The organism is Desulfovibrio subterraneus (assembly GCF_013340285.1).
Taxonomy (GTDB): domain Bacteria; phylum Desulfobacterota; class Desulfovibrionia; order Desulfovibrionales; family Desulfovibrionaceae; genus Halodesulfovibrio; species Halodesulfovibrio subterraneus.
The window spans coordinates 572,591-592,601 of the sequence record NZ_BLVO01000016.1 but is presented as its reverse complement, the minus strand read 5'-3'; the positions used below and the strand labels follow the sequence as shown (position 1 = coordinate 592,601).

20 protein-coding genes are annotated in these 20,011 nt (G+C 60.9%); 18 read left to right on the top strand and 2 right to left on the bottom strand.

The annotated features are described in order from the left end of the window. The 7 genes from HUV30_RS16845 to nhaA all read left to right on the top strand — a co-directional run bounded on the left by HUV30_RS16845 (position 1) and on the right by nhaA (position 7,872). Positions 1 to 1,953: a hypothetical protein gene (locus HUV30_RS16845; RefSeq protein ID WP_174406664.1), complete on the top strand. Its 1,953-nt coding sequence runs from the start codon at positions 1 to 3 to the stop codon at positions 1,951 to 1,953. Positions 1,954 to 1,981: 28 nt separating this feature from the next. Beyond that, complete coding sequence (gene rfbF, locus HUV30_RS16840) at positions 1,982 to 2,749, top strand: glucose-1-phosphate cytidylyltransferase (protein ID WP_174406663.1); 768 nt, start codon at positions 1,982 to 1,984, stop codon at positions 2,747 to 2,749. Positions 2,750 to 3,086: 337 nt separating this feature from the next. Next, positions 3,087 to 4,187 (top strand): CDP-glucose 4,6-dehydratase, encoded by a 1,101-nt coding sequence (rfbG, locus tag HUV30_RS16835; protein ID WP_174406662.1) that lies wholly within the window; start codon positions 3,087 to 3,089, stop codon positions 4,185 to 4,187. After that, complete coding sequence (locus HUV30_RS16830; RefSeq protein ID WP_174406661.1) at positions 4,175 to 4,657, top strand: dTDP-4-dehydrorhamnose 3,5-epimerase family protein; 483 nt, start codon at positions 4,175 to 4,177, stop codon at positions 4,655 to 4,657. The genes rfbG and HUV30_RS16830 overlap by 13 nt, the downstream gene beginning before the upstream one ends. A gap of 16 nt (positions 4,658 to 4,673) precedes the next feature. Further along, entirely contained in the window at positions 4,674 to 5,537 is an 864-nt protein-coding gene (locus tag HUV30_RS16825; protein WP_174406660.1) for an SDR family oxidoreductase, read from the top strand. 19 nt (positions 5,538 to 5,556) lie between these two features. Next, positions 5,557 to 6,189: an acetyltransferase gene (locus HUV30_RS16820; protein ID WP_174406659.1), complete on the top strand. Its 633-nt coding sequence runs from the start codon at positions 5,557 to 5,559 to the stop codon at positions 6,187 to 6,189. A 339-nt stretch (positions 6,190 to 6,528) separates the two neighbouring features. After that, a complete protein-coding gene (gene nhaA, locus HUV30_RS16815; protein WP_174406658.1) occupies positions 6,529 to 7,872 on the top strand; it encodes a Na+/H+ antiporter NhaA in 1,344 nt (447 codons plus the stop codon). A gap of 298 nt (positions 7,873 to 8,170) precedes the next feature. Here the strand turns inward: nhaA and HUV30_RS16810 are convergent, their stop codons facing one another. Continuing rightward, positions 8,171 to 9,235, bottom strand: a complete 1,065-nt coding sequence (locus HUV30_RS16810) for a biotin--[acetyl-CoA-carboxylase] ligase (RefSeq protein WP_174406657.1) — start codon at positions 9,233 to 9,235, stop codon at positions 8,171 to 8,173. A 112-nt stretch (positions 9,236 to 9,347) separates the two neighbouring features. Between HUV30_RS16810 and bioB the strand changes: the two genes are divergently transcribed. The 9 genes from bioB (at position 9,348) to bioD (ending at position 17,837) form a co-directional block, all read left to right on the top strand. Then, the gene (bioB, locus tag HUV30_RS16805; protein ID WP_174406656.1) at positions 9,348 to 10,400 is read left to right on the top strand and encodes a biotin synthase BioB; all 1,053 of its coding nucleotides are present in this window, start codon (positions 9,348 to 9,350) and stop codon (positions 10,398 to 10,400) included. Continuing rightward, a complete protein-coding gene (gene bioA / locus HUV30_RS16800; protein WP_373869342.1) occupies positions 10,397 to 11,770 on the top strand; it encodes an adenosylmethionine--8-amino-7-oxononanoate transaminase in 1,374 nt (457 codons plus the stop codon). The genes bioB and bioA overlap by 4 nt, the downstream gene beginning before the upstream one ends. Positions 11,771 to 11,801: 31 nt before the next feature. Then, positions 11,802 to 12,227 carry an ApeI family dehydratase gene (locus HUV30_RS16795; protein WP_174406655.1) on the top strand — a complete coding sequence of 142 codons (426 nt, stop codon included), beginning with the start codon at positions 11,802 to 11,804 and terminating at the stop codon, positions 12,225 to 12,227. Next, positions 12,220 to 13,044, top strand: a complete 825-nt coding sequence (locus tag HUV30_RS16790) for an SDR family oxidoreductase (RefSeq protein ID WP_174406654.1) — start codon at positions 12,220 to 12,222, stop codon at positions 13,042 to 13,044. The genes HUV30_RS16795 and HUV30_RS16790 overlap by 8 nt, the downstream gene beginning before the upstream one ends. A 14-nt stretch (positions 13,045 to 13,058) precedes the next feature. Continuing rightward, positions 13,059 to 13,523 (top strand): acyl carrier protein, encoded by a 465-nt coding sequence (locus HUV30_RS16785; protein ID WP_174406653.1) that lies wholly within the window; start codon positions 13,059 to 13,061, stop codon positions 13,521 to 13,523. A gap of 89 nt (positions 13,524 to 13,612) precedes the next feature. Then, positions 13,613 to 15,088, top strand: a complete 1,476-nt coding sequence (locus tag HUV30_RS16780; RefSeq protein WP_174406652.1) for a beta-ketoacyl-[acyl-carrier-protein] synthase family protein — start codon at positions 13,613 to 13,615, stop codon at positions 15,086 to 15,088. Beyond that, entirely contained in the window at positions 15,089 to 15,685 is a 597-nt protein-coding gene (locus tag HUV30_RS16775; protein ID WP_174406651.1) for a hypothetical protein, read from the top strand. Next, positions 15,682 to 17,076, top strand: coding sequence for an aminotransferase class I/II-fold pyridoxal phosphate-dependent enzyme (locus HUV30_RS16770; protein ID WP_174406650.1), 1,395 nt, complete (start codon positions 15,682 to 15,684; stop codon positions 17,074 to 17,076). The genes HUV30_RS16775 and HUV30_RS16770 overlap by 4 nt, the downstream gene beginning before the upstream one ends. After that, the gene (gene bioD, locus HUV30_RS16765; protein WP_174406649.1) at positions 17,073 to 17,837 is read left to right on the top strand and encodes a dethiobiotin synthase; all 765 of its coding nucleotides are present in this window, start codon (positions 17,073 to 17,075) and stop codon (positions 17,835 to 17,837) included. The genes HUV30_RS16770 and bioD overlap by 4 nt, the downstream gene beginning before the upstream one ends. 190 nt (positions 17,838 to 18,027) lie before the next feature. Here bioD and HUV30_RS16760 read toward each other — a convergent pair whose 3' ends face one another. Continuing rightward, positions 18,028 to 18,441 (bottom strand): universal stress protein, encoded by a 414-nt coding sequence (locus tag HUV30_RS16760; RefSeq protein WP_174406648.1) that lies wholly within the window; start codon positions 18,439 to 18,441, stop codon positions 18,028 to 18,030. Positions 18,442 to 18,624: 183 nt separating this feature from the next. Here HUV30_RS16760 and lgt point away from each other — a divergent pair, with 183 nt between their 5' ends. Then, positions 18,625 to 19,413, top strand: a complete 789-nt coding sequence (gene lgt / locus HUV30_RS16755; RefSeq protein ID WP_174406647.1) for a prolipoprotein diacylglyceryl transferase — start codon at positions 18,625 to 18,627, stop codon at positions 19,411 to 19,413. A 178-nt stretch (positions 19,414 to 19,591) separates the two neighbouring features. Beyond that, positions 19,592 to 19,810 carry a translation initiation factor IF-1 gene (gene infA, locus HUV30_RS16750; protein WP_174406646.1) on the top strand — a complete coding sequence of 73 codons (219 nt, stop codon included), beginning with the start codon at positions 19,592 to 19,594 and terminating at the stop codon, positions 19,808 to 19,810. Positions 19,811 to 20,011 lie beyond the last annotated feature (201 nt).

Here is a 20,011-nt window from a genome sequence, read left to right as displayed (position 1 = left end):
ATGACAAAACCCGCTCTGGTCATATTCGACAGCAGGCTGCCTCTGGTTCTGCTCCCCGTGTTCAGCGGTGCCGCGCACGGATTCTGCCTGTCGGGCGACCCCGCCACCGCAGAAATCTGCAACGGCGTTTTTGAGCGCAAGTGCGACAGCGCCACCCTGCTGCCTTCTGCCCGTCTGGTGAATGAAGAAGTAGAGGCGATGCGCCCGCTGCTGGCGCAATGGTGCCACGATCTCGGCGAGGCCCGTCTGGGTTCCCGCTCTGCCCGCGCGTGGCTGCGCATCGGCGAAACGGACGCAAGCGCATGGTGGTTCTCTCTGCTGGCGGAACGCAACCCCTTCAAGAGCGACCTCATGCTGCGGGCGGCACAGCTTGGTGCCATCCGCACGCTGCTTGCCTCGGGTGAATATGGCTCGTGCCACGCCTGCTGTGCAGACCATGCACTGAACGCCGCCATCCGGCGCGTGGCAGCGGAATGCGGCGTGTTCGCCCATGTCCGCAGGCGCACGCTGCTGGGCAGGGTGCGCAATCTGCCCGCGCTGCTCAAGGGCAGCGTTGCATGGCAGATGCTCATGGCGCTGGCCGTGATTGTGCGCTTTTTCGTGCAGGGGCTTTGCGCCCGTCGCAAGCTGCCTGCACTGGCCAAACGGCTGCCGCGCAAGGGTGACACGCTCATGGTGAGCTATTCGCCCGCCCATGCAGGCACCCCCGAAGCCTACAGAAACCGCTTCTACGGCCCCCTGCAGGACCGCTTTGCCGCAAAGGCTGCGCAAATGGCTTGGCTGTATATGCACGTAAACCTTGGGGGCAAGCGTTTCAGCCAGTCTGTGGACGAAGCCGCAACGCACTTTGCCAGCGGCACACGCATATCGCTTTTGCAGGAGCACCTGCCGCCCCTTGCCCTGTTTACCGTACTCGGGCGCTGGTGCCTGCTGGCCGGCAAGGGACTTATGCTCTCACGCCAACTGTGCGATGCCGCAGTTGCCGCCCCGTTCAGCCCGGCATGCAGGGCCTATCTGCGCCGTGACTGGCTTGCCTCCACCGCCGGAAAAACCGGTGCAGAGGGCATTCTCTTTCATGCCGCCTACGAGGCCCTGTTCAGGAGCATTCCGGCACCGGAGCGCACCGTCTACTGCCTTGAAATGCACGCATGGGAAAAGGCTCTCTGCCGTGCCGCGCAGGACAACGGCGTTGCCAATGTCATCGGCTTTCAGCATGCGGCCTTTTCCCGCAACTACTTCCACTTCTATCATGCGCCGGAATCCACCCACTCGGCCCGCCTGCCGCTGCAACTGCCCCTGCCGGACATCATTGCCGCGTCGGGTGCACACAGTGCCGCAGAGTTCCGCAGCTGCGGGTATCCGCGCGTGGAAGAGGTGGAATCCATCCGCACGCTCTACGTGAACGGTCTGTTCGCCAAGGCGGCGGAACTGGGTGCAGGAGAGGCACGCGCCATCCTGCTCGCAGGCTCCATAGACAGGAAGGAAAACACAACCATGCTCGGCATAGCCCTTGAGGCTGCGCGGGCATCACAAGGCATGAAGCTGCTGCTCAAAGGACATCCGCTCTGTCCGTTCAAGGACATACTGGAACGCTTTGCTGCCGCCGGCTCCGCCATGCCGGAAACAGAAGAATGCACCGGCACCCTGCCGGATGCCCTGCAACGGGCCGTATTCGTGTTCGTTCCCACCAGCACGGCATCCATCGAGGCACTTGCCTTCGGTTGCAAGGTTGTGCTGCCGCTCGTTCCCGATGGCATTCTCATGAATCCGGTGATAGATTTCCCTGAAAAATACACAACGGCGTCATGCGGGCAGGAACTGCTCGCCATCATGCAGACGGAAATGACGCCGGAACAAAGGCAGGATGCCGCACGCGCCAGCGAGGCGTTCATCCGCTCATACTGGAATCTGGAAGCAGAACTCCCCAAGTGGGGAGCCGTATTGAACATGTAGCTTCACCTGTTGCGCCGAGAATACGCATATGAAGACATTAATCCTCTGCGGGGGCAAAGGCACCCGCATGCGCGAAGAGACCGAATACAAGCCGAAGCCCATGGTGGAAATCGGCGGCCGCCCCGTCATGTGGCACATCATGAACCGCTACGCCCGCTACGGCCACAAGGACTTTGTCCTGCCGCTGGGCTACCGCGGCGAATACATCAAGCAGTATTTCTGGGAATACAAGATCCGCAACACGGACTTTACCGTGGATCTTGCCTCCGGCGAAGTGCAGGCGCACAACTCGCCGCGCACCGACTGGAAGGTAACCCTGTGCGATACCGGTGAAGACACCCTCAAGGGTGCGCGCATCAAGCAGGTGGCCAAGTACATCGATACCGACCGGTTCATGGTGACCTACGGCGACGGCGTGTCGGATATCGACATCAACGCGCTTGTGGAATTTCACAAGAAATCCGGCAAGATCGGCACCTTCACCGGCGTGCGCATGCCCTCCCGCTTCGGTACCGTAAAAACCGACGACGAAGGCAACATCACCTCGTGGCAGGAAAAGCCCGTGCTGGACGAGTTCATCAACTGCGGCTTCTTCGTGTTCAAACGCGAGTTCCTCGACTACCTCACCGAAGACCCCTACTGCGATCTGGAAAAAGAACCGCTCATGCGCCTCGCCGCAGAAGGGCAGCTTTCCATGTATCCGCATCAGGGGTTCTGGCAGTGCATGGATACCCTGCGCGACTACCAGAACCTGAACGCCCTCTGGAACAACGGCGACGCGCCGTGGACCAAGTAGCATTCAGGTAATAAGAATTTATTCAAGAGAGTTTGCGTTGTTGGCCTCCGGCCAGGAGGGCGCTGCCCTCCACCCGACTGGGGGAGAATCCCCCTGTACCCCGTAACAGCGAGGCATCTGGTACCCAGATCTTCATGGTACGGCTTACCGCAGGTCAGCTTGCATGCAAGCAGGGGCTCCCCGTGTTCTCAAAGCCATGGGACACCCCGCATATACGAGACTCCCGAACGACTTTGATACCAGCCTCCAAGGGTGCAGGGGGATTATCCCCCTGCCCGCCGGAGGCAAAAACTTCAAAACAAAAAACAATAATCTTTCCTCTTCAGGAGTTCCCATTATGGTTTTCGGCAATATCTATGCTGGCAAAAAGGTCTTCGTCACCGGCCACACGGGCTTCAAGGGCTCGTGGCTCACGGCGTGGCTCCTCTCCCTCGGTGCCGAGGTAGCTGGCTACTCGGTTGATGTTCCTTCCTCCCCCGCCAATTTCGAGGTGCTGGGACTGGAAAAGCGCATCACCCACATCTGCGGCGACATCCGCGACCGTGCCACGCTGACCAAGGCTGTGCAGGATTTCGCGCCGGACGCGATCTTCCACCTTGCCGCGCAGGCACTGGTGCGCGAGTCCTACCGCGAGCCTGCCTACACCATAGAGGCGAACGCCATGGGCACCCTGAACGTGATGGAAGCCGTGCGCGTCACGCCTTCCGTGCAGGCGGTTGTGCTCATTACGTCCGACAAGGCCTACCGCAACGATGAATGGGTATGGGGCTACCGCGAAACCGACCATCTGGGCGGCGAGGACCCGTATTCCGCCTCCAAGGGCTGCGCCGAGATCATTGCGCACTCCTACATGCATTCGTTTTTCAAAAACGGACCACGTGCGGCAACCACCCGTGCAGGCAACGTGATCGGCGGCGGCGACTGGGCCACGGACCGCATTGTGCCGGACTGCGCCCGCGCATGGGCCAAGGGCGAGCCTGTTTCCATCCGCAGCCCGTGGGCCACCCGCCCGTGGCAGCACGTTCTGGAGCCTCTTTCCGGCTACCTGTGGCTGGGTGCCAAGCTGCTTGAAGGCAAGGAAGGTCCCTTCCCGCTGGACAAGCAGGCCTTCAACTTCGGCCCTGCCGCAGACGTGAACAATCCCGTGGCCGAGGTGGTGGATGCTCTTGCACTGCACTGGCAGGGCTTTACCAGCGAAATGGACCGCGAAGGCTGCGCGGGCATGAAGGAATGCACCCTGCTCAAGCTTTGCTGCGACAAGGCGCTTGCCCACCTGCAGTGGCATGCGGCCATGCCGTTCCCGGAAACCATCCGCTTTACCGCCGAATGGTACCGCGCCTTCTACAAGGAAGGTAAAGACATGTTCGATTTCACCATGGGCCAGATTGCGGAATACACCGAAAAAGCGCGTGCACAGGGCATTGCATGGACGAAATAGGCAATACCGGAGCCAGTATTCACGGGGTGGAATATCTGCCGCTGCGCGAGATTCCCACAGAGGGCGGTTCCGTGCTGCACATGCTGCGGGCTGATTCTCCGCACTTCACACGGTTCGGCGAGGTCTATTTTTCCGAATGCCTGCCCGGTTCCGTCAAGGCGTGGAAGCGGCACAGGGAAATGACCCAGAACTTTGCCGTACCCGCGGGCCGCATTCGCGTGGTGATTTACGACGACCGCGAAGATTCACCCACGCGCGGCACTGTGGCCGAATACCTGCTGGGCAGGCCGGACAACTATGCGCTGCTTCGCATTCCTCCCATGCTGTGGTACGGCTTTACTGCAGCAGACGATGCTGTCGGCATTATCTGCAATTGCGCAGACATGACGCACAGGCCCGACGAATCGGAACGCATGGCGGCAGACAGCCATACCATTCCCTACCACTGGCCCGAGCTGAACCACCCCTAGGACAGAAGGAGCCACCATGCAGGAAAAATCGCTGCTCATCACAGGCGGCAACGGCATGCTTGCGGGCAGGCTGGCCATCAATTTTGCCGAAGCCGGATGGGGCGTGCACCCCGTCGGCCACAGCGAGATGGACATCACCAACGAGCAGGAAGTATTCGAGTGCGTCCGCGCCATTCGCCCCACTGCCGTCATAAACACGGCGGCACTGCTTGTGGAAGCCTGCGAGGCAGACCCCAAGGAAGCTTTTCGCGTCAACGCATGGGGCGTGCGCAACCTTGCCCGCGCCTGCGACCGGCTGGGCACGCAACTGGTGCAGATATCCACCAGCGGCCTGTTCGGTGACGAGGTTCGCCCCTATGACGAATTCGCTCCGGTGGTGAACAAAACCCGTTACGCCGCTTCGAAACATGCCGGTGAGAACTACGCACGAGAGCTGTGCGAAAAGCACATCATTCTGCGTCTCGGCTGGCTTTACGGCGGAGGTCTCGACGGCAGAAAAGACTTTGTAACAGCCCGCCTTGCCGAAGCGCAAAGCGCTGCCGTGCTGGCATCCGCCGCAGACAAGTTCGGCTGCCCCACCAATGCCGACGATGTTGCCCGCACCATGCTCGCACTGCTCAATGAGCAGATATACGGGCTGTTCCACTGCGCCAACACGGCCGACGAGCCGTGCTCACGGGCAGATTATGTCGCCGCCATCTGCGAATTTGCAGGGTTGCAGACAACCGTGGAACGCACGGATTCTTCCGGTTTTCCCCGCGCTGCCAACGTGCCGGACTGCGAGTGGCTTGTCAGCTACACACTGGAATACGGTGGTTTTACCCCCATGCCGCACTGGCGTGAGAGCCTGCAACGGTACATGGGCCAGCTGGACAGATAGGCCGGAGTCATCCATTCGCATGAACACGCAGTACCTCATCATCGGTTCCGGCGGACACGCCCGCGTATTGCTGGACACCCTGCGCTGTCTGGGGCTGCCTGTTGCCGCCTGCTCGGACAATAATCCCGACAGGGTGGGGCAGACGGTCGGCGGTGTGCCCATCATTGCCGAAACCGGTCTGGCTTCCGGTTTTCCCGCCCAGACCACCATGCTGGTGAACAGCGTGGGCGGAGTGAAGGACATGACACCCCGCCGCAGGGTCTTTGAGCACTTCAAATCCCTCGGTTACCGGTTTGCCACGCTGGTGCATCCCACGGCTTTCGTGGCGGCGGACGTGCTGCTTGAAGAAGGTGTGCAGGTCATGGCAGGGGCCATGGTCATCACGGGCGCACGCATCGGTGCAAACACCATCATCAACACCCGATCGTCGGTGGATCACGACTGCGTCATCGGCGCGCACTGCCACCTTGCACCGGGCACAACGCTTTCCGGCACGGTAACAGTGGGAGACGGTTGCCTTCTCGGCACAGGTGCATCGATCATTCAGGGTATCCGCATCGGCGAACGATGTGTCGTCGGTGCCGGTGCCGCTGTGGTCCGCGACATTCCCGCCGGAGTCACGGCAACGGGTGTGCCTGCCCGCATCCGCTGATACGGCTGGAATCGTGAAGAAGCAATAACACTCTTTATTATAAGTATAATTTTAGAAGGCTCCGGACTATCCCGGAGCCTTTTTTCATGCCCGAAGCGGCCCTTTGAGACAGGGTGTAAAAAATTTGCACACACCACCCCTTCCTATCCTATTTAATAAGGCTGGCGTTCTCCGATTTTCTTTGGCCGGTCGTTGTATTTGTGGTATGGTTGTCTTTGAACCCATGACCACCGGTCCCCTGCCGGAGCAATTTTCCAGCCCCCCTGATGCGGATACCTCCGCAGTGCCGGACAGTTGCATGTACTAACGACCCTCTCATGACCCTAGGAGACAATAGGAATGAGCACGAAAACGGACAACAAGCTGCCCATCCACTACCTGCTGGACTCGTTCAACGCGTTCTTCAGAATGGAAGCTGCAGGCGGCATTGCCCTTATGCTCTGTACCGTCATTGCCATGCTTTGGGCCAACTCCCCCTGGGCCGCAACCTATCACGCTGTCTGGCAGACAAAGCTCACCATCGGTGCCGGCGAATGGATGCTCTCCAAACCCGCCCTGCTTTGGATCAACGACGGACTCATGGCAATCTTCTTCTTCGTGGTTGGCCTCGAAATCAAACGCGAAATTCTGGTGGGCGACCTTTCCACCCCCCGCCAGGCCCTTATTCCCATTGCCGCTGCCGTAGGCGGCATGGTCGTACCGGCACTCATCTTTACCGCCTTCAACATGGGCATGCCTTCCATTTCGGGCTGGGGCATTCCCATGGCCACGGACATCGCCTTTGCACTCGGCATCCTTTCCCTGCTGGGCCGCAGAGTACCCGTCGGTCTGAAGATATTCCTCACCGCACTTGCCATTGTGGACGACATGGGCGCGATTCTCGTTATCGCCATCTTCTACACCTCGTCCCTCAACCTCGTGGCGCTGGGCATCGGCATTGCCGGTCTCGCCGTCATGGCGATCATGAACGTGCGCTGGGGCTTCCGCCACACCATTCCCTACCTGATTCTGGGCGTGATCGTGTGGTTTGCCTTCCTCAAGTCCGGCATTCACGCCACCATCGCAGGCGTGCTCGCCGCCATGACCATTCCTGCCAGCACCCGCGTGGACGGCGCTCTGTTCGTCAAGGAACTGCGCCATGCAGTGAGCCTTTTCGAAAACGCCGTGCGCCCCGACAAGACCGTGCTCACCTGTCAGGAACAGCAGATGGCCATGCATTCCATCTCGCATGCCTACGGGCAGGCAACCACCCCCTTGCAGAACATTGAACATGCCCTGCACCCGTGGGTGGCCTTCTTCATCATGCCCGTCTTCGCCCTTGCCAACGCCGGGGTTACCTTCCAGCCTGAACTGATGCAGAACCTGTTCACCCCCGTTTCCATCGGCGTGTTCCTCGGTCTGGTCGTGGGTAAGCAGATAGGTGTTACCGGTGCCTGCCTGCTGCTGCACAAGCTGGGCATAGCCAACTACCCCGACAGAACAACGCTGGCGCACATTTACGGCGCAAGCTGTCTCGCGGGTGTGGGCTTCACCATGTCCATATTCATTGCCACCCTTGCATACCCCGACCAGCAGCAGCTGGTGGAACTCTCCAAGATCGCCATTCTGTTCGCCTCCACGGTGGCAGGCATCTGGGGCTATGTGGCCCTGCGGTTCTTCACCCCTGCCAACGGCAGAGATTAGCTCGCAAAGCACCCCATACAATAACAAAAAGGCCGGAAGCAGAGCGCTTCCGGCCTTTGTACTGCCGACAAAGTCAGTTTTTTTGGAGGGGAGGTGGCTCCGCCGGGCAGGAACCTAACGTTCCTGCACCTCGTATAAGCGATGACAATCCGTTTTAGGACTGCAATTCCGGCTTAACGGGAATGTAGTTTTACTGAGAACGACAGTTTGTCATGAACTTGGAGGCTGGAAGCTGGGTGTTTCCGGCCTGTTTTTTGTTCTTCGGACGGCTAACCGATCAGGCAAAATATTCTTCGAATTACCCGTCTACGATATCGCCGGAAAAAAGCTGTTCTTCGCGCCCGTCGGCAGTGCGCAGCACGAGCATGCCGTCGGCGGTCACATCGGTTACAACGCCTTCCACCACCCCAAGCCGCGCTTCCACCCGCAGAGTTCTGCCAACCACGTCAGTCAGCTCCTTCCAGCGGGCAATGACGGGCGCAATGCCCTCTGCCTGCATGCGACGGTACCAGTGCTCATACTGCGCAAGAAAGGCCCGGAGCAAGGATAGACGGGATATGGCACAGGTGGCTGGCGCTTCTTCGCCACCGGACTCGGGTAACGGCTTTTCGCCTTCACCTGTCACACGCACCGCTTCCGCTATGGATATGGGCGGGGTGCGCAGGCCGCTGCGCGCGGTTTCCGGCAGGGGGTGCACGTTAATGCCCGCGCCGGTCACAATATGTGCCACGCTGTCCGCAACCATGAAGACTTCGGTCAGATTGCCCGCCACCTTGCGGCCATGCAGAAGCACATCGTTGGGCCACTTGCATACGGGCGTTATGCCGGTCAGTTCGGCCAGCGTTTCGGCAATGACCACATTGGTCAGCAGCGTGACAACGGGGGCAGCCTCAGGTGTGAGCTCCGGCCGCAGCACCAGCGAAACATACAGGCCGTAACCGGCGGGCGAGCGCCACTCGCGCCCCTTTCTGCCGCGCCCCTGCGTCTGCTCGTCCGCCACCACCACCGTGCCTTCCGGCGCACCGCGCAGGGCAAGAGCCATGGCCTCCATGTTCGTGGAAGCCGTAGTGGGCAGATGCAGAAATTCCCCGCGCCCGAACGACTGCGTCCGCAGACCCGCGCGCACCACCTCCGGCTGCAGCGAATCCGCCTCGCAGATAAGGCGGTAGCCTTTGCGGGTGACGGATTCAATGCCGTGGCCCTCTTCACGCAGCACGCGCATGTGCTTGGAAACAGCGGCACGCGAAACGCCCAGCCTGCGGCTCAGTTCCTCACCGGAAACCCAGTCACCGCCTGCATCGCGCAGCACCTCGCGGAGAATGCCGCGAATATCGTGTGAGCTGTTCTGCCCGTTATTCGGCATGCTTGAACACCAATTGCAACTTCGATTGTAAACCATAAAGAGAAGTTTGGTTGACAATACGTCATCCCTTGGCTAGCCCTATCGCATTCCACAACGAGGAACCAACCAGATCATGACGCATACAACCACCCGCGCGGCATCCGGAACCACCTCCGAAGCCGCCGCCCTTATTGAAGTCTGTGCGCAACAGGCGCTCAGCGGCAACGGGATATCAGAAGAACAGGCACTGGCGCTCTGTGCGCTGCCAGCAACCGCCACCATGGACATGCTTGCCGCCGCCCGCCGCGTAACCACGGCCTTCAAGGCGGAAGACACTTTTACATGCGGCATCGTAAACGGCAAGTCCGGACGCTGTTCCGAAGACTGTGCCTTCTGCGCGCAGTCGCGTTATCACGACACCGGCGTGGCCGTGTATCCCCTGCTGGAAACTGGCGCGCTCGTCAATCGTGCACGGGAACTGGCCGATGCCGGGGCAGACCGCTACGGCATTGTCACCAGCGGCAATACCGTGAATGAACGGGAGCTGGACCGCCTGTGCGAAGCAGCGCAGCAGATCGCCGCCCGCACCGGCCTCAAGCTCTGCGCCTCGCTGGGCCAGCTGACGCCTGAGCGCGCCACGCGCCTGCGGCAGGCGGGCTTTTCCAGCTACCATCACAATCTGGAAACAGCCGAGAGCTACTTCCCGCAGATCTGCACCACGCATGCCTATGCGGACGACATTGCCACGGTCAGGCACGCGCTGGATGCCGGATTCCGCGTCTGTTCCGGCGGCATTCTCGGCCTTGGCGAAAGCCCTGCTCAGCGCGTTGAGCTTGCCATGACCCTGCGCGCGCTGGATGTACATTCCGTTCCCGTGAACTTTCTCAACCCCATCGCAGGCACCCGCCTTGCGGACCGCGCGTCCCTGCGCCCCCTGCTCCCAATGGAAGCCTTGCGCGCGCTGGCGCTCTTTCGCCTTATCATGCCGCGCAAAGACATTCTCGTGGCAGGCGGACGTGAGCGCACGCTGGGGCAATACCAGTCATGGATATTCATGGCCGGTGCCAACGGCATGATGATCGGCAACTACCTCACCACCACGGGCCGCAACACGGACGACGACATGACCATGCTGCGCGATCTCGGCCTTGTTCCCTCATCCGCCGCAGCGCAGGGAGACGCATGATGCCCACGCAGGCACGCACAGCCACGCTCCGCGAGCAGGACAAGCGCCACCTCTGGCACCCCTTCACCCAGCAGGCCGACTGGGTGCAGACCGACCCGCTCGTCATAGAACGCGGCGAAGGCAACTGGCTTATCGACACAGACGGCAACCGGTATCTGGACGGTGTTTCCTCGCTCTGGACCAACGTGCACGGGCACCGCAGGCCCGAACTGGACGCCGCACTCACGGAACAGCTCGGCAAGATCGCCCATTCCACCCTGCTGGGGCTGGGCAGCGTGCCATCCATCGAACTGGCGGCGCGACTTACCGACATCGCCCCCCAAGGGCTGACCCGCGTGTTCTATTCCGATTCCGGCTCCACGGCCGTGGAAATCGCGCTCAAACTGGCCTTTCAGTTCTGCCTGCAAAACGGCGCTCCCGAGCGCAGCAAGTTCGCCTCCATGCACAACGCCTATCACGGCGACACCATCGGCAGCGTTTCCGTGGGCGGCATGGACCTCTTCCACGCCACCTACCGCGCCATGCTCTTTGACAGCGTGAAAGTGGAATCGCCCTACTGCTACCGCTGCCCCTTCGGGCAGGAGCCAACACAGTGCGATCATCAATGCGATAAGCAGTGCTTTGGCCATGTGGCAGACGTGATGGAACGCCACGGCCATGAGCTGGCCGCCTTTGTCATTGAACCACTGGTGCAGGGGGCCGCAGGGCAGATCACGCATCCGCACGGCTATCTGCGCCACGTGCGCGAGCTGTGCGACCGCCATGGGGTGCTGCTCATTGCAGACGAAGTTGCCGTGGGTTTCGGCAAAACCGGCACCATGTTCGCCTGCGAGCAGGAAGAGGTTTCGCCCGATCTGCTCTGTCTCGCCAAGGGCATAAGCGCAGGCTATCTGCCCCTTGCCGCCACCCTGACCACCGAGCGCCTGTATGAAGGCTTTCTCGGCAGGCACGAGGATTTTCGCACCTTCTTCCACGGGCACACCTTCACGGGCAACCCGCTGGCCTGTGCCGTGGCCATCCGCAGCCTCGACCTGTTCGCATCCGACTGCCTGCTGGAGCATGTACGCGACATTGCCACGCATCTTGCGGACGGCCTCAAGCCCCTCGCCGCCCTGCCACATGTGGGCGATATCCGCCAGCGCGGTATAATGACCGGCATTGAGCTTGTGGCGGACCGCAGCACCAAGGCCGCATACGATGTGGCCGAGCGGGCAGGGCACCGCGTGTGCATGCTGGCGCGGGAGCACGGCGTGATCGTCCGCAATCTCGGCGATGTAATCGTGCTCATGCCGCCTTTATCCGTCACGCATGAGGAGATCGGCTTGCTCTGCACGGCAGTGGGCAAGGCCATTGCCGAAGTAACGGGGTAATTTTGTAGAACCACATTGCCAAACCACGAACATGATGCGCGCCCCCAACCCCTACAGCCCCGACCAGCCTGCATGGCACGGAAGATTCACCTTTCCCGCATATGATCCCATCTATGCGGACCACTTTCCGCATGCCCCCGTGGTGCCGGGAACGCTGATCATCCATGCCTTCCGGCAGGAGGCAACGCGCAGAGGCTGGCAGGTCAGCGGCATCCGCGCATTCCGCTTCCGGCACTTTGTCACCCCCGGCACGTATGCCTTCACCCTAACGCCGACCGAATACGGCCTGGGCTGCACGCTGACGCGCACTGATGAAATCGGGAACGCAGGCAAACCGCTGGCAACGGGCGAACTGGCGGCAAGCCCTGCCCGCCAGAGCGAACGATGTTCACGGCAGAACGACATGCCTGCGCACAATGTCAGGAAGAACAGAGAGGAGGCACACGCCCATGACTGATCATGCCTGCATTCTGGGCGGCGGCTGCGCCATAGGGCAGCACCTCGCGCGTCTTCTATTGGATGAAGGGCAGAGCGTGACCATTACCGTCAGCGCGGAGCACCGCGTGCCTGCGCTGCGAAACACCCTCGGCCTGTCGCAGGAACAGGATGACAGGCTGCGCATCCTTCCGCTTACACTCGAAAATCAGGCATCTGTCGAAAACGGCCTGATGCGGATTATGGAAGGAGGAACGCCGACCCGCGTTGCGGACTGCATGCACCCGCATCTGGAAGGACTCATTGCCGCCACGGAGCCGGATGAGGCTGCCGCCTACTTTGCCGCCGCCATCAGCGCCCGCAATCATATTCTGCACAGCCTGACCCGCGCCATGCTGGCTGCACGCCCTGCACTCCGTGGACAGCCTGGACGCCACGCCCACCATCCCGAAAAGCACACGTCCGCGAACGGCGGCAGCAAACCCGCCGTTGCGGGGCGTCTTGTCTATCTTTCTTCCACCGCAGCGGGCATGCCCAATGCGGGGCAGGGCTTCTATGCCGCCGCCAAAAGCGCGGCAGAAGCGCTGTATCGCAGCATCGGCGTGGAGCTGGCCCCACGCGGCATAACCACTGCCATGCTCAGGGCTGGCTATGTGGATGCGGGACGCGGCGCGCAGTATCTGGCCGCGCATCCGGAAGCCCTGCACAACATCCCCCTCCGGCGCGCCCTGACAGCGCAGGAAGTGGCCGCCACCCTGCACTGGCTGCTCAGCGATGCCGCCACGGGCATAAACGCCACCACCATCACCATGGACGGCGGCCTGACAGCCTGCAAATAACGCAAAGGATCCCCATGACTCACGACCCTATACTGCACGGTGTCTGCACCGTCATCGCCGAAGTGCTCGATCTGGACGCCGCCACCCTCACGGCGGAAACCTACGTGTTCCGCGATCTGGATACCGAATCCATAGACCTGCTGGAATACAGCATAGGCATGGGCAGGCACTTCGGCATCCGCATGCAGGACAGCGTGGCCTTTCTGAAAGACCTGCGCGTGCATATTGCGCACGCCGACAGTCAGGCCGAAGACACGAACGAAGAACAGTTGGGCGGAGAACAGTTCACGGGCAATCAATCAAATCTGCCGCATGCCCGCCGCGACCAGCGCATAACCCATTTGCGCACAGTCTACCCGCACCTGACCGAAGAACGGCTAGCAGCCATGCTGGACGACCTTGCCGCCAGCACCAACGCCCGCCCCGTGCTGCGCATCGGCGATATTGCGGCCTATGTGCGGCATGCGCTGAAGAAATAAATAGTCCGGCATACCCTGCGCCCCCTTGAAACGGTCGCCCGCCATGCAGCATCACATCGCCAAACAATGAGACTCCACTCCGTTACTCCATGAAACACCGCGTTGTCATAACCGGCATGGGCTGCGTCACGCCGCTGGGTGATTCGGCAAGCGCCATCCGCCACAGCGTGCTGACCCAGCGCACTGCGTTCCGCCGTTCCGCCATCATGCCCGAGGTGGCGGAATCTCCCGTGCCGGACTTCAACTGTGCGGACTACGCAGGCCGATGGAAGCACACCAAGTACCTTTCCCGCGGGGCGCAGTTTGCCCTTGCCGCCGCAGTGCGTGCGCTGGAAGACGCCATGGGACACACCACCCCGCATGGCCTGCCCGCCGAGACAGGCCTCTATCTCGGCACAGGTCCCAATCTGGATATTGCCGCTGATTTTCCGCGTGCGGCGGGCGCATCTGAATACGGGGCCTCAAGCCTCGCGGCTTCCGAAGGAGCCCCGCCAACCGCTCATGCTCCCGGCGATCTGGATCATGCGGACCTTTCCGCCCTGTGGCTGCTGCGCTACCTGCCCAACACTGCCGCCTCCGCCATTGCCCAGCGGCTCGGGCTGCATGGCGAAAATGCCACATTTGGCACGGCCTGCGCCGCCTCGCTCATGGCACTGGGCACGGCCTTTCGCGCCATACGCGACGGCTATCAGGACATGGCGCTGGCAGGCGGAGGAGATTCGCGCCTCAGCTCCGGTGGCCTGCTGGGCTACCGCAAGGCATCCGCCCTGTGCGACAATCCGGACCTGCCTGCCGAAGCCGCAAGCCGCCCCTTTGATGCGCAGCGCTGCGGCTTTGTGCCTGCGGAAGGCGGAGCCATGTTCCTGTTGGAAGAACGCGACCACGCGCTGCAACGCGGGGCGCGCATCCTTGCCGAAGTGCTCGGCTACGGCAACTCGCTGGACGGCCACGCCATGACCGCACCGGAACCGGACGGCCACTTTGCCGAACTGGCGGTTCGCACTGCCCTGCGGGAAGCAGGCCTGACGCCGCAGGCTGTGGATATGATATCAGCCCACGGCACATCCACCCCGCTTAATGACACAGCGGAGGGGCGATTACTGGAACGGGTGTTTGGCACCTACCCTCCTGACCTTCCAGAAGAACAATCCCTGCAATCTGCCGGACATGAACCGCCCGCCCCGCTTCCGAACGGCCCGCTCATTCTGGCTCCCAAATCATGGATTGGACACGGGGCAGTTGCCTGCGGCGCGTTGGAACTGGCCTTCTGTCTTGCCACACTGCCCCATGGCGTGGTGCCGCCTGTACGCAACCTTGTTTCGCCTGAGGCGCGCCTGCGGTTTGCCGGACAGACAAACCTCGTCAGGCATCCAGAGCACATCAGGCAGACCGAGCACGTCGGGCAGTCCGCACAGACAAAGCATCCCGAAACCCTGCTGTTGCAGAACTTCGGATTCGGCGGACAGAACGCGGCCCTGCTGGTCAGGTTGCATTCGGGCGTTCAGTCAGACTCCGTGAACAACCATGATGAACCGGCACGCCACCCGAACGGCAGGAGGCAATAGATGACGACTCCGGCATTGAACACGGCACATTGCCATGCAGAAACGCAAGCCGAACACGTGGTTCAAGGCGGCGTTTCGCGCTTTGTGCTGCTGGACGGCATTACCGGATACAGCGGCGTAACCGGCGACAGCATGACCACGCATACCACTATGCAATCTGCGCCTGCTTATCTTGCGCTGGAATGCATGGCCCAGTGCGCGGCCATGCATCTGCGGGTTACGCTCCGCTTTGAGCGTCATGTCTTTCTGCTGGGCATGCGGGATGTGCAGCTTTCCGAATCAAGCAGCACACATCAACCCATTGAAACAGAAGAGCAAAATGGAGAATTCCGCATACTGCTCACCGGCACCATTGTCTGCACAGCCACCCGCACAGGCGAAACGGATTCCGGCGCATCATACACCGTGGTTTGCCGCCTGCTCACGGGGGAAGGTGACCCCGCTGCTGTCATAGCACAGGGCGAAGTGCTGCTTTCCAGCCTCCCCTATTCCGAACGCTTTCCCGAACAGGTGCTGCGCCCGCACTACAAGGCCCTGTTTCACACACTGGCAGGCCGAACACCGCCCATATCCATCTTTGCCGGAGCACGCCCATGACCAATTCCGCTCTCTCCCGCAAGCTGGCCCTGCGGCTGGAATCCATGCGCACTGCGGGGCTGCACCGCAACCCGCCGCGCATAGATGCCCGCCATGGCGCACATATCGTTATCAACGGAATTTCCCATGTGAACTTCGGCTCCAACGACTACCTCGGCCTCGGCACCTGTGCACAATGGCAACGCACCGTGCAGGACTGCTTTGCGGCCCATGCTCCTTCCGCCTCGTCATCACGGCTGGTCACAGGACATCTTGCGGAAACCGAATTGCTGGAATCGTCCTTTGCCGCCCGCTTCGGCTACGACGAATGCCTGTTCTTCCCCAGCGGCTATCAGGCAAACATGGCCGTCATTACCGGCCTGCTGACCGATGCGGATGCCATATTCTTTGACAAACGCATTCACGCCAGCATGGCACATGCCCTCTCTGCACTCGGCACGGCTGAGGGCGGACCGAATCTATGCGGCTACGCCCACGGTGATCTTGCACAGCTGCAACGCAAACTGCGGCGTCATCTCGACGGGGAGAATGCCCAGCTCCTCCGTGATACTGCGCTGCGTGCACACAATACGACAGGCTCCCCCACGAATACCGAAGCATCTGACAGACAGAACGCCCCTGCCTACCATGCCGCCGTGGCCGTGCTCACGGAATCCCTGTTCAGCATGGATGGGGACGCCCTGAATCTGCCTGCACTGCACGCCGCTGCACCGGATGCCTTTACCATAGTGGATGAGGCCCATGCCGTGGGCGCGTTAGGCCCCGGCGGGCTCGGGCTGGCCAGCCACAGAGCCGTACAGTTCAACGAATTGGCCAACGGACTGGGTAAAGGTCAGCATAAAGGCCAACACAAGTGGCCGAGCAAGGGACAGGGCAAGGAGCTTGGCAAGGGGTCACGCAAAGGGGCGGACATCGTGGTCGGCACGCTGGGCAAGGCGCTGGGGCTGTTCGGGGCATTCGTGCTCATGCCGCGAGGCTTCAAGGAATTTCTCACCAACTTTGCCGCGCCGGTCATCTATTCCACGGCCATGCCTCCGGCCTTTGCCGCCTGTGCGCTTGCAGCAGTGGACCGCATTGCCACCATGGACGCAGAACGCGCCCACCTTGCCCGCCTTGGCGCACTGCTGCACACTCTGCTGGCAGACTACCCCTGCCCCGTGCACGGCAATGCGCACATCATTGCTGTAGAGGTGGGGGAAGAAAACCGCGCCACGCGCATGGCAGCCGCCCTGCGCCGGCAAGGCATGCTGGTCTTCGCGGCGCGCCACCCCACCGTTCCCGCAGGGCAGGCCATTCTGCGCATCAGCCTTACGGCCGCGCATACGGAAGACGACATCATGCGCCTTGCAACGGCGCTGCATACTCTGACAGGGGAGCTTTCTGCCTCATGATTCCGCAACATTTCTTCGTCACCGGCACGGATACCGGCATGGGCAAGACCGTGGTCTCCCTGCTGCTCATGCGCGCCCTGTTCGCAGCCGGAAAGCGGCCTTTCTACTACAAGCCCGTGCAGACCGGCTGCCACACCGTGCTTGATGCCGACAGCGACGCGCTCTTTGTGCACCGCCACTGCCCAGACCTTGCAGGCTGTGACCCTGTGCACTCCGTGGGTCTGCTGTATCCTGCGCCCAAGGCCCCGCTCTTTGCGGCACGCGATGCTGGCACGGTGGTGGATACCACCCTGCTTTTCAGCACCTTACAGGCATTGGCCGCAGCGCGGGAGTGCATCGTCTTTGAAGGGGCAGGCGGCGCACTTGTGCCGGTAACACCCACCGTAACCATGGCAGACCTGATTCCCGTGGCGGGTGCACGCGCCATAGTGGCCGCACGGGCAGGGCTTGGCACAATCAATCACACCCTGCTTACACTGGAGGCGCTTACCCGTCGCAACGTGGACATAGCGGGCGTGGTGATGGTGCAGACGCGGCAGGCAGAAACGCCTTGGGCCATGGTGGCTGAGAATATCGAAGCCGTGGAGCAGCAGTCCGGCATTCCGGTGCTCTGCACGGTTCCCGTGCTTGAGGATTTTGCGCATGACGGCGATGCCGCAGTGCAGACGCTGCGAGAGCGGCTGCACCTATCCCCCCATGCCGCGCACTCCCGCCAGACAATGAACATGAAAAAGCCGCCTTGCGGCGGCTGTAGTTCATGACAAGCCCTCGTTTTGCATCAAACCGCATTCCCGTTAAGCCGGAACTGAGATCCAACAGACAGATTTTCATCGCTTATACGAGGTGCAGGAACGTTAGGTTCCTGCCCGGCGGAGCCAAAAAATACTCATAATGCCTTCGTCAGCAGCCTGAACCGCCTTGCGGCAGTTTCAGGGGGTGCCTCACTGTAAACTAGCGGGCGACCAGCACCCGACAGGGCGCAGTCTTAAGCACCCGTTCGGTCACGCTGCCAAGCAGCAGCCCCTGCAGCGGGTTCACGCCACGCGGCGCCATGACTATCATGTCCACCTTTTCACGCTCGGCAATGCCAACAATCTCTTCACTCGGCGAACCGTCCACAACACGTTCCATATAGCGTATGCCGTTGTCCTGCAGCACATCACGGGCAGGCCCGAGCGCCTTGTTTGCGCTTTCTGCCACCTCACGGGCGTAATCGCCCTTGAGCTTCAGATTGGGGAATACCGTGCTGCAGTGCAGAAGAATGATATCCGACTTGAAAATCTTGGCCCACTCAGCCGCTTCGCGTGCGGCGCGTACGGATGATTCGGAACCGTCCACGGGAAGAAGAATCTTGGCGATATCCATATGGAACCCCCTCATTGTTGAAAATACGAGTCGCTGGAAATTCTACCTGTATGGGATACTACTGTAGCCTGTCTGCAGTATTACGGCAATGTGTTTGCCATTTTTTCTCACTCCTCCCGCTGCGTTGACGGAAGACGCTTCTACAGAGTACCACAGGCGGGAGTTCAACCTGCAAGGAGTCCCATGCTCACCTATCCACATTTCGATCCGATTGCCTTTTCCGTCGGCCCGCTTTCCGTGCACTGGTACGGGCTGATGTATCTTCTCGGCTTTCTGGCCGCATGGCTGCTCGGCAGACACCGTGCAAAACAGCCCGGTTCCGGCTGGACGGTAGAAATGGTGGACGACATGCTCACCACCTGCATTCTCGGCGTGGTGCTGGGCGGCAGGCTGGGCTACATCCTCTTTTACGACCTTGCCTACTATATGGAAAACCCGGCTCAGGTGCTGCAGGTATGGAACGGCGGCATGTCCTTCCATGGCGGGCTCGTGGGCGTTATCGCCTGTTTCTGGATTTTTGCCCGCAAGCATGGGCTGAGCATATTCGACATCGGCGACTTTGCATCCCCGCTGGTTCCTCCGGGCCTGTTCTTCGGGCGGCTCGGCAACTTCATAAACGGCGAACTGTGGGGACGCCACACCACGGCCGAAGTGGGCATGATCTTCCCCAGCGGCGGTCCTTTCCCCAGACACCCCTCGCAGCTCTACGAAGCCGCGCTTGAGGGCGTGGTCATGTTCGCCATGCTCTGGGTCTATTCCGGCAAGCGCCCGCCAAGGCGCTGTGTCTCCGGCCTTTTTCTCATCCTGTACGGCTCGTTCCGGTTCATTGTTGAGTTTTTCCGCGAGCCGGATGCGCAGCTCGGCTTCATCGCATTCAACTGGCTCACCATGGGCATGCTGCTCTGTTTACCCATGATCGCCCTGGGCATGTACCTTTTCCACTCAGGCCGAAGATTGAACCAGCACCTATAGGGTAATCATGCACAAACCGCGCAGTTTGCAGTCATGTTGTATTGACAGGGTGTGCATTTTGTGGAAATGCGATTGCGTTGGACAACCAGCTGAGTACCGGCGCACTGATTGCTTATAAGCCTCACGTTGACCGGTGTATTGCTATCGTCCCCCAATTTGATTGTCGAATGGAGGAAGCATGGCCAAGGAAGATGCCATTGAGGTGGCAGGTGTAGTGCAGGAAGCCCTGCCCAACGCGATGTTTCGGGTAACCCTCGAAAACGGGTTGGATGTGCTTGCCCACATTTCCGGAAAGATGCGCAAGTTCTACATCCGCATTCTGCCCGGCGATTCTGTGAAGGTGGAACTCTCACCGTACGACCTTACGCGCGGACGCATCACCTATCGCATGAAATAACTGGCTTTTTGGCCTTGCAGCTCAAAGGCAGACGCAAAGCCGCCTTGCCTGACGCAGCGCTTGTGCGGGTATAACCGCATTTCGTACAGCGTTGCCGTTCAGACCGGTGGCTTTTCGTGTTTTCTCCTGCCACGCCTTCCCCCCTGCTCTTATTCTGTTCTCTCTCTGATCTCCCCCCATCCCGCACCATTCACGCCCTCT